This window comes from Embleya sp. NPDC020886 (genome assembly GCF_044333915.1).
Lineage (GTDB): Bacteria > Actinomycetota > Actinomycetes > Streptomycetales > Streptomycetaceae > Embleya.
This window is the reverse complement of record NZ_JBIRRX010000006.1, coordinates 219551-229036: the sequence shown is the minus strand read 5'-3', so window position 1 is coordinate 229036 and position 9486 is coordinate 219551. Positions and strand designations below refer to the sequence as shown.

9 protein-coding genes are annotated in these 9486 nt (G+C 73.0%); 8 read left to right on the top strand and 1 reads right to left on the bottom strand.

What is annotated here, in order from left to right:
• The first annotated feature begins 136 nt into the window (after window positions 1–136).
• From ACH4U8_RS23085 to ACH4U8_RS23060, 6 genes are all read left to right on the top strand, one after another.
• Complete coding sequence (locus ACH4U8_RS23085) at window positions 137–2383, top strand: MMPL family transporter (RefSeq protein WP_395779822.1); 2247 nt, start codon at window positions 137–139, stop codon at window positions 2381–2383.
• 109 nt (window positions 2384–2492) lie between these two features.
• The gene (locus tag ACH4U8_RS23080) at window positions 2493–3722 is read left to right on the top strand and encodes a sensor histidine kinase (protein WP_395779820.1); all 1230 of its coding nucleotides are present in this window, start codon (window positions 2493–2495) and stop codon (window positions 3720–3722) included.
• Window positions 3719–4399: a response regulator transcription factor gene (locus tag ACH4U8_RS23075; RefSeq protein WP_360311739.1), complete on the top strand. Its 681-nt coding sequence runs from the start codon at window positions 3719–3721 to the stop codon at window positions 4397–4399. The genes ACH4U8_RS23080 and ACH4U8_RS23075 overlap by 4 nt, the downstream gene beginning before the upstream one ends.
• A gap of 122 nt (window positions 4400–4521) precedes the next feature.
• Window positions 4522–5358 carry a HipA family kinase gene (locus ACH4U8_RS23070; RefSeq protein WP_395779818.1) on the top strand — a complete coding sequence of 279 codons (837 nt, stop codon included), beginning with the start codon at window positions 4522–4524 and terminating at the stop codon, window positions 5356–5358.
• Window positions 5358–5750, top strand: coding sequence for a DUF3037 domain-containing protein (locus ACH4U8_RS23065; protein ID WP_360311735.1), 393 nt, complete (start codon window positions 5358–5360; stop codon window positions 5748–5750). The genes ACH4U8_RS23070 and ACH4U8_RS23065 overlap by 1 nt, the downstream gene beginning before the upstream one ends.
• 144 nt (window positions 5751–5894) lie before the next feature.
• Complete coding sequence (locus ACH4U8_RS23060; protein WP_360311733.1) at window positions 5895–6068, top strand: hypothetical protein; 174 nt, start codon at window positions 5895–5897, stop codon at window positions 6066–6068.
• Between the two features lie 30 nt (window positions 6069–6098).
• Here the strand turns inward: ACH4U8_RS23060 and ACH4U8_RS23055 are convergent, their stop codons facing one another.
• Window positions 6099–6974 carry an N-acetylmuramoyl-L-alanine amidase gene (locus tag ACH4U8_RS23055; RefSeq protein ID WP_395779816.1) on the bottom strand — a complete coding sequence of 292 codons (876 nt, stop codon included), beginning with the start codon at window positions 6972–6974 and terminating at the stop codon, window positions 6099–6101.
• A gap of 406 nt (window positions 6975–7380) precedes the next feature.
• Between ACH4U8_RS23055 and ACH4U8_RS23050 the strand changes: the two genes are divergently transcribed.
• Window positions 7381–8604, top strand: a complete 1224-nt coding sequence (locus ACH4U8_RS23050) for a beta-ketoacyl-ACP synthase II (RefSeq protein WP_360311729.1) — start codon at window positions 7381–7383, stop codon at window positions 8602–8604.
• 360 nt (window positions 8605–8964) lie between these two features.
• On the top strand, window positions 8965–9468 hold the full coding sequence (locus tag ACH4U8_RS23045) for a hypothetical protein (RefSeq protein ID WP_395779814.1): 504 nt from the start codon (window positions 8965–8967) through the stop codon (window positions 9466–9468).
• Window positions 9469–9486 lie beyond the last annotated feature (18 nt).

The window sequence follows — 9486 nt, the reverse complement described above, 5'->3', positions numbered from 1 at the left end:
TCGGGCGCCTACTGCGATTTCGGTAGTGCGTCGTGTGGTTTCGGTAGGTCGCGGTGTCCGTAGCGGCATGACGACGGGACGGGTCCTCCCGGGCGAGCCTTGAGCGGTCATCGCTCGTGGATAGGGAGACCCTGACGTGGCGACTTTTCTGTATCGGCTCGGGCTCGGCGCTTTCCGGCGCCGCCGCCTGGTCGTCCTGGTCTGGCTCGGGGTGCTGGCCGCGGTCGCGGTGGGTGCCGCGGGAGCGCGGGGGCCCTCGGACGAGGAATTCTCGATGCCGGGGATCGAGTCGCAAAAGGCGTTCGATCTCATGGAGGAACGCTTCCCCGGGGCCGCCGCGGACGGCGCCACCGCCAGGATCGTCTTCGTCGCCCCGGACGGGCGGCAGGTGGGCACGGGCGACCTGCGCAAGGCCGTCGTGAACGCGGTGGACACGCTGGGCGGCGGCCCGCGGGTGGCCGCTGTCGCGGACCCGTTCGAGTCGCAGGCGGTCAGCAAGGACGGTACGACCGCGTACGCGACCGTCACCTACAAGGTGGAGTCCGCCGACGTCACCGATGCCGACCGGGCGGCGGTGGACAAGGCGGCGAATCAGGCCCGGGCGGCGGGCCTGACGGTGGAGACCGGCGGGTCGGCGATGGACGGCGGCGGCGGCCCCGGCGGCGTCGCGGAGATCGTCGGCCTCTCGGCGGCGGCGGTCGTGCTGCTGATCACCTTCGGGTCACTGGCGGCCGCAGGTCTGCCGCTGCTGACCGCGATCGTGGGTGTCGCCGTGAGTCTGTTCACGGTCGTATTGCTGGCGGGCCCGTTGGGGCTGTCCTCGGACACGCTCACGCTCGGGACGATGCTGGGCCTGGCGGTGGGCATCGACTACGCCCTGTTCGTGGTCTCCCGCTATCGGGAAGAGCGCGAGCGCGGCCGGCCCCCGCAGGAGGCGGCCGGGGTGGCGGTGGGCACCGCCGGATCGGCGGTCGTGTTCGCCGGGATCACCGTGATGATCGCCCTGGCGGGCCTGTCGGTGGTCGGGATCCCGACGCTGACCAAAATGGGCCTGGCCGCCGCGGGGGCCATCGCGGTCGCCGTCCTGGTCGCCTTGACACTCGTGCCCGCGCTGCTCGGGTACTGGCCCGACGCGGTCCTGGCCCGCAGGACGCGCAAGGCCCGCGCCCGGGGCGCCGACCGGACCGTGCTCCCGAGCGGCGGTGCGCCGGGCACCCGCACACGGGTCAACCTGGGCACCCGCTGGGCCGGCTTCGTGCTGCGTCGTCCCGTGGCGGTGCTGATCCTCGGCGTGGTGGGCCTGGTCGCACTGGCCGTACCGGTGGCATCGCTGCGCCTGGGCATGCCCGGTGACGAGGCCAAGTCCACCGCCACCACCGAGCGACGGGCCTACGACGCGCTCGCGGCGGGCTTCGGCCCCGGCTTCAACGGACCGCTGACCATCGTCGTGGACGCCAGGGGCTCGGCCGACCCGCACGCCGCGGTGCGCGCCGTCGGCGACCGGATCGGCGGCACAGCCGGCATCGTGTCGGTCTCGCAGGCCCGCTTCAACCAGGTCGGCGACACCGCGGTCTTCCGGGCCACCCCGTCGAGCAGCCCCACGGACCAGCGGACCAAGGACCTGGTGGAGGCGATCCGCCGGGACCGGCCGGCCGTGGAGAAGCAGGCGTCGGCGACGTTCGAGGTCACCGGCACGACCGCGCTGAACATCGACGTCGCGGCGAAGGTGCAGGCCGCGCTGGTGCCGTACCTGGCGGTGGTGGGCGGCCTGGCGGTGGTGTTGCTGCTGCTGGTCTTCCGGTCCCTGCTGGTGCCGATCAAGGCGGCCCTGGGTTTCGTGCTCTCGGTGCTCGCGGCGCTGGGCGTATTGGTGCTGGTCTTCCAGGAGGGACACGCCGCGGACCTGTTCGGGGTGGAGCAGACCGGGCCGATCATGAGCCTGATGCCGATCTTCATGATGGGCATCGTCTTCGGGCTGGCCATGGACTACGAGGTCTTCCTGGTCTCCCGGATGCGGGAGGCGTACACCCGCGGGGAAGGGGCCGAGCAGGCGGTCGTGTCCGGGTTCCGGCACAGCGCCCGGGTGGTGACGGCCGCCGCGCTGATCATGATCGCGGTCTTCTCCGGGTTCATCGGGGAACAGGGCGGGCTGATCAAGATGCTCGGGTTCGGCCTGGCCGCCGCGGTGCTCTTCGACGCCTTCGTGGTCCGGATGGCGATCGTGCCCGCCGTCCTGGCCCTGCTCGGCGACCGGGCCTGGTGGCTGCCGAGCCGGCTGGGCCGCGTCCTGCCCCGAGTCGACGTGGAGGGCTCGGCCCTGGGCCACGCCCGGCCCGCCGGCCCGGACCGCGACCCGGACGGGCCGGTCCGGGCGCACCGGTGATCGACTGCGCCCGAAGGACCGCCCGAGCAAGCCGTCTCGGGCGGTCCTTGCGCCGTCCTCGTGGGCATCGGCAACCATGGACCCGGCACGCCCCCTCGCGGAGAGCACGATGACCGGCAATCTCGAACGGTACGCGGAGCGCCACGCCCGGGCCGCGGATGTGGTGACGGCGGTGGCGATGTGCGTCTGCACGCTCTTCGGGGCGCAGATCAGCACGTCCGAGTCCTCGCCCCCGCACGCCCTGTGGCCCGCCTGGATCCTCGTGGTCTCCGGCGTGGCCGTGCTCGGCGCCCGCACCCACCCGCGTGCCACCCTCGCGGTCACCACCGGCGCGGCCGCACTGCTGACCGCGCTCGGCTACCTGCCCAGTCCGCTGCTGCTGGCCCCGGTGATGACCGCCCTGTACTGGCTTGCCGCGCTCACCGACTCGCGGACCACCGGCCGCTACGGCCGGGCGGCGGTGGCCGTGCTGCCGGCCACCTCGCTGGCCGGCGCGCCGCTCGGCGACGACCTCATCCTGCGGACCGTGGGTACCGTCCTGTGGTTGTGGCTGCCGATGTCCCTGGGCAGCAGGAGCCGCTTCCGGCGCGCCTACCTCGAATCCGTCCAGGCCCGCGCCACGCACGCCGAACGCACCCGCGAGGAGGAAGCCCGGCTGCGCGTCGCCGAGGAACGCATGCGCATCGCCCGCGAACTGCACGACGCCATCGCCCACCACATGGCCGTCGCGCACGCCCAGGCCGGCACCGCCGCCCACCTCGCCGACACCCACCCCGAACAGACCCGACGGATCCTCGCCGACCTGGTCGGCACCACCACCTCCGCGCTCCTGGAACTGCGCGCCACCGTGGGCGTGTTGCGCCAGAGCGCCGACCCGGACGCCGACCCGCTGGCGCCCGCCCCCGGCCTGGACCGTCTCGCCACGCTGGTCGCGGCCTGCGAATCGGCCGGCCTGACGGTCACCGTCACCACCGAGGGCCGGGCCCGGCCGCTGTCCCCGGGCGTGGACCTGACCGCCTACCGGATCATCCAGGAGGCCCTGACCAACGCCACCAAACACGCGCCCGACCACGCGGCCCGGGTTCGGCTCCACTACCAGGACTCACACCTGCTCGTCACCGTCGACAACGACGGTTCACCCGACGGCGGGGCCGTCCCGCCGGTACCCGGAGGCGGCTACGGACTGATGGGCATGCGCGAACGCGCCCACTCCGTCGGCGGCGACCTGCGCGCCGGCCCCCGACCCGACGGCGGCTTCGAAGTCGCCGCCGCACTCCCCCTCCCGCCTCCCGCCCCGGCGGACACCCCGGCCGGACGACGACCCGAGGAAACCCGTTGACCATCCGCGTCCTGCTCGCCGACGACCAGGCCCTCCTGCGCGGCACCTTCCGGCTGCTGATCGACTCCTGCGCGGACATGGAGGTGGTCGGCGAGGCCGCCGACGGCCACCAGGCCGTGGAACTCACCCGCGCCCGGCAACCCGACATCGTCCTGATGGACATCCGGATGCCCGACGGCGACGGGCTCGCCGCCACCGCCGCCATCTGCGAGGACCCCGACCTCGCCGGCACCCGCGTCCTCATCCTGACCATGTTCGAGACCGAGGAGTACGTCGCCCGGGCACTACGCGTCGGCGCCAGCGGCTTCCTCGGCAAATACGTCACCACGGACGCGCTGCTGGACGGAATCCGCACCGTCGCCGCCGGCGAGGCGCTCCTGTCACCGGGAGCCACCCGGGCCCTGATCACCCGCTTCCTCACCACGCCCGCCTCCGGACCGCCCCTGGCCCCCGCCGAACGCCTCGCCGACCTCACCCCCCGCGAGCAGGAGGTCACCGTCCTGGCCGCCCACGGCGAGTCCAACGACCGGATCGCGGAAAAGCTCGTCCTCAGCGTCCTGACCGTGCGCACCCACATCCAACGCGCGATGACCAAACTCGGCGCCCGCGACCGCGCCCAACTCGTCGTCATCGCCTACCAGAACGGCCTGGTCCGCCCCGAACCCCCCAGCCTCTGACGGCAACGGGCCCAGCGCCCAGGGTCGACCCGCGCCCGCGCGGCTCGACGCGCCCGACCCGCGCGAGCCCGCCGCGGTGGCCCGAGTGTTTTTCGGCCCGAGGGGCGTGGCATTGTTCGGGAATGCTTCCCCTGGTCCATGCCATTCGTTACGTCACGCCGATGCGCGAGGGCGGTTCGTTGCCCGGGCTCGTCGAGGCCGACGATCTCGGCACCTACGTCGTGAAGTTCCGCAGCGCCGGGCAGGGGGCCAAGGTCCTGGTCGCCGAGGTCGTGGTGGGCGAACTGGCCCGCCGGCTCGGGCTGCCGGTGCCCGCCCTGGTGCGGATGGAGGTGGATCCGGTGATCGCGCGCGGCGAGCCGGACCAGGAGGTGCAGGAGCTGATCAAGGCCAGTGCCGGGCTGAACCTGGGGATGGACTTCCTGCCGGGCTCGGCCGACTTCACCCCGGCCACCTGGGAGCCGGACGCCGAGCTGGCCGCACGCGTGTTGTGGCTGGACGCGCTGACCTCGAACGTGGACCGTTCCTGGCGCAATCCGAACCTGCTGGTGTGGCACGGTCGGCTGTGGCTGATCGACCACGGCGCCTCGTTGTGGTTCCACCACGCGTGGCGGGCCGCGACGTCGGCCGCGACGCGTGCGTTCGACGCCGGCGATCACGTGCTGGCCACCCTCGGCGGTCCCGGTCTGCTCAAGGCGGACGCCGAACTGGCTCCGCGGATCACCCGCGCGTTGCTCACCGAGGTACTCGCGCTGGTCCCGGACGAGTGGCTGGAGTCGGGCGACGCCGAGCGCGCACTCGGCCTGGACAGCCCCGACGCGCTGCGCGAGGCGTACATCGCGCACCTGTCCGCCCGCGCCGCCGCACCGCGCGCGTGGCTCCCGGAGATCGCGCCGGAAACGGTCGCGCGACCGGGCGCGGCCTCCTCGGTGTCGAACCGCCCGGATTGGCTCAAGTGATGACGACGATCGCCCAGCGGGAGTTCTTCGAGTACTCGATCATCCGCCTGGTGCCCCGGGTGGAGCGCGGGGAGTGCCTGAACGTCGGCGTCGCGCTGTACAGCCAGGCGTTCGGCTTCCTGGGCGCCCGCACCCACGTCGAACAGTCCAGGCTGTGCGCGCTCGACCCGGACGCCGACGTCACCCAGGCACGCGCCGTACTCGCCGCGTGGGAACTGGTGTGTGCGGGCAGCGAGGCGGCCGGTGCGCCCGGCGCCGAGCCGGTCGGGCGCCGATTTCGCTGGCTGACCGCGCCGCGCAGCACGATCGTGCAGCCGGGTCCGGTGCACGGCGGATTGACCGCGAATCCGGCGGCGGACCTGGACCGGCTCTTCGACCTCTTGGTGTTGTGAGGCGCGGCGAAGGCCCGGCGGTCACCCGGCCGCCGGCCGCCGCGCCACGTGGTTCCCGGGCGCCGCGCTCTGTCCGTCTCGCGAGCTGCTGCGCTACCGTGCCAGACACCGGTTCGTTCCCGGGCTCCGAGGGTGGAGGCGACGATGATCCGTACCTACGGTCCACAGAGTCGGGGCATGGTGGCCTGCACACTCGTGCTGCTCACCATCCTGGGTCTGTACAGCGCGCTGTACGACGCGGTGGCCTGGATGTGGCTGGTGTGGTCGCTGATGGCGATCGTCACCGGCCTGCTGGTGGCCACCGACCGAGGCGTGTGAGACGCCCCGCTTCCGCTGTGCGCGCCCCGCTCACGCGACGGTGAAGCCGTGTTTGGCCCCCAGTCGGGTCAGTGACCGGCGCCCCGGGATGCCGTCCGCGTCCGAGCCGTTGTAGCCCAGTCGGCGCTGCCATTCGGCGTATGCCTTCAGGGTCGCGGTGCCGTAGTGGCCGTCGGCCAGATGGCCGGCGAGCAGGCCCTCGGCGACCAGGGCGTTCTCGACCATGCGGGTGCCCACGTAGGTGACCGGAGTGCCCTGGCGGCTCGGGTCCGACCGTGCCGCGGCGACCAGTTCGGCCAGGTCGACGGCGGGGCGCGGGGCCGGGATGTCGACGGGTGGGGTGCCGCCGGTGCCGGCCACGATGCCCGGGAAGATCCGGTCGTGGAACTGCCGTACGCGCGCGTCGCCGGGGCACGCGGTGCCGTCGATGGACCATTTGGCGAACAGCCGGTGGTAGCCGTACCCGGGGTCGTCCCACGCCCGGCACACCCGCAGCGGCAGGTCGTGCCGTTCGTGCATCCACACGCCGAGCCGGATCAGGCTGTCCACCTGGGCCTCGGTCCACGGGTCGGTGTGCTCCAGGTTGCTCGCGCTCTCGACGCTGACCGCGCCGGTGCCGTCCGACCGGCGGTTCGCCGAGGCGTTCGCGTCGGCCCGGGTCTCGGTGCCGATGAACTGCCACAGGCCGCCGTCGTACGCGCAGCCGAAGTGCGATTCGAGGTTGGTCGAGTCGCGCCAGTACTCGTACATCCGCTCGCCCGACCACGGCGCGGCGATCGAGTGCAGGATCAATTGAGTGGGGCGGATGGCGGGCTGCGCGTCGGATTCGGGCTCCAGCTCGCGCTTGGTGGCTCCGGGGTACCAGGCCATGGCGGTCTCCCTGGGATCGAGGTCGCAAATGCCCATGGTCACGACGTTTTGCCGGCTTTTCGTCGATCTTCCGCAAAGCCGGGACGATCCCGCTGAAGCAGCCCATAATGCCGCGCGCGGCTTGCCGCACCGCACGCCCCGCGAGCGTCCTCGCGCGCGCCCCGCGACTGCCCTCGCGCGCGTCCCGCCGCCCCGGATCCGTCGCTCACAACCGCCGATCATCGGCGGGTATCAGCCGTTTCGATGGCATTTGCGGAGCTGAACCGGTTACCGGTCGGTTGTGGGAACTCAACAAGTAATAGGACGTCCTCTTTATCGGTGTCGATACCCCCGCGCCGAACTTTCCCTGACAGCGTTGCGGATCAAGTGACCCGTACGCGAGCGCGCGTGGGTCACCCGTGTCGTGTTTCCACAATGCTTCGACAGAGCTGGGGTGCGTTTTATGACGCTCGGCAAGACCGATGTGGTGGTGACGGGGATGGGCGCGACCACGCCGTTGGGCGGGGACGTGCCGTCCACGTGGGCGGCCCTCCTCGCGGGCGAGTCGGGAATCGAAGCCCTGGCGGACGCGTGGGCGGCCGACCTGCCGGTCCGGATCGCCGGGCGGATGCGAGTCTGCCCCGAGACGGTGCTCGACCGGGTCCGGGCGCGGCGTCTGGACCGGTGTCAGCAGGCCGCACTCGTGGCGGCCCGCGAGGCGTGGGCGGACGCGGGCGCGCCGGTGGTCGAGCCGGAACGGTTCGCCGTGGTGGTGGGCACCGGCATGGGTGGTGCGATGACGATGCTCGCGCAGCACGACGTGCTGGCCGCGTCCGGCGTGCGCCGGGTGTCCCCGCACACGGTGCCGATGCTGATGCCCAACGGGCCGGCCGCGCAGGTCAGCATGGAGTTCGGGGCTCGCGCCGGCGCCTACACCCCGGTCAGCGCGTGCGCGTCGGGCTCGGAGGCGATCGCGTACGCCCTGGACCTGATCCGCCTCGGTCGCGCCGACGTGGTGATCGCGGGCGGCGCGGAGGCGACGATAGGCCCCCTGCCGATCGCGGGCTTCGCCCAGGCCCGCGCGTTGTCCACCTACGACGGCGACCCGGCCGCGGCGTCGCGTCCGTTCGACGCCAAGCGCAACGGCTTCGTGATGAGCGAGGGGGCCGCGCTGCTGGTCCTGGAGCGGGCCGACTTCGCGGCGGCCCGCGGCGCCGGCAGGCACGCGTACCTGGCCGGCGCGGGGGTCACCTCGGACGCCAACCACATCACCGCCGGGTACGGGCCGGGCCAGGTCCGGGCGCTGCGGATGGCGATGGCCGAGGCCGGCGTCACCGGCGCGGACGTGGATCACATCCAGGCGCACGCGACCTCGACACCGGCGGGCGACGTGCTGGAGGCCGCCTCGATCGCCGAGGCGATCGGCAGGCACGCGGCGGTCACCGCGATCAAGTCGATGCTCGGCCACCTGTGCGGTGCGGCCGGCGCGATCGGCGCGGTCGCGGCCGTGGCGGCGCTGCGCGACGGCGTCATCCCGGCCACCCGCAACCTGGACTCCCAGGACCCGAACATCGACCTCGACGTGGTCGCCAAGGAGCCCCGGGTGGGGCCGCTGAACGTCGCCGTCGCGAACGCCTTCGGATTCGGCGGCCACAACGCGTCCCTGGTGTTCACCTCGGCCGGCTGAGGCCCGACGGATCCGATCGAAACAGGAACGCCCCGGCTGAAGCCCGAGGAGACACCGCGCTCCCCGACCCCGGTCCACCGCGTCGCGACCCGACGCCCCGACCGGGGTCGTCGCATGCCCGCGCCGCGGGGCGCCAACCGTTCGGGGCGGACACGGCGCGGCGCGAAAAATCGGGTGCGGCCGGTGCCGGTTCTGCACCAGGGTGGTGGGCGGCACGACCGTCCCGCACCCCGGGTCGGCGGGCCCGGAGGCCAAGCGGCAGCGGGGTTTCGGCGAACCGCAGGGTTTTTACCGAACACCTCGCGCGCACCGGGTGAATCAGGAACGTCTCTGGCCTCATTCGTTTCTAGGCTGAAGGACATGAAGACCACGGGGAAGAGCAACAACGCAGCCGGCGGCAGGGCCGGGAAGTCCGGTTCGATCGCCGCGTTCGCGCGGTTCGTGGTCTTCGGGGGCGGCACCGGGATCGCCTCCTCGGGTGCGCTGGTCGTGCTCTCCGGCACGATGCCGATCGCGATCGCCAACGCGTTCGTGACCGTGGTCTCCACGGTGGCCGCGACCGAGTTGCACAGCCGGTTCACCTTCGGCGGCGGGCGCGCCGGATTGCGCGCCCACGGCCAGTCGGCGCTCAGCGCGCTGGTCGCCTACCTGTTCACCACGACCGCGGTGCTCGGCCTGCACGCGGCGGCGCCGGGCGCGGGTGTCCTGGTCGAACAGGGCGTCTACCTGGGCGCGTCCGGCCTGGCCGGGATCGGCCGGTTCGTGGTGCTGCGGCTGTTCGTGTTCGCCCGCCCCGCCGCGCGCCCGCGCCCGCGCCCGCTCACCCCGACGCTGGCCCGCACCCACGTGGTGGCCGCCGCCTGACCCTCGCGCGAAGGGGGA

Excerpts from the sequence above, each read along its gene's own strand:
- ACH4U8_RS23080 (WP_395779820.1), top strand. The coding sequence starts at position 2,493 with ATGACCGGCAATCTCGAACGGTACGCGGAGCGCCACGCCCGGGCCGCG.
- ACH4U8_RS23070 (WP_395779818.1), top strand. The coding sequence starts at position 4,522 with ATGCTTCCCCTGGTCCATGCCATTCGTTACGTCACGCCGATGCGCGAG.
- ACH4U8_RS23065 (WP_360311735.1), top strand. The coding sequence starts at position 5,358 with ATGACGACGATCGCCCAGCGGGAGTTCTTCGAGTACTCGATCATCCGC.
- ACH4U8_RS23060 (WP_360311733.1), top strand. The coding sequence starts at position 5,895 with ATGATCCGTACCTACGGTCCACAGAGTCGGGGCATGGTGGCCTGCACA.
- ACH4U8_RS23055 (WP_395779816.1), bottom strand. The coding sequence starts at position 6,974 with ATGGGCATTTGCGACCTCGATCCCAGGGAGACCGCCATGGCCTGGTAC.
- ACH4U8_RS23050 (WP_360311729.1), top strand. The coding sequence starts at position 7,381 with ATGACGCTCGGCAAGACCGATGTGGTGGTGACGGGGATGGGCGCGACC.
- ACH4U8_RS23045 (WP_395779814.1), top strand. The coding sequence starts at position 8,965 with ATGAAGACCACGGGGAAGAGCAACAACGCAGCCGGCGGCAGGGCCGGG.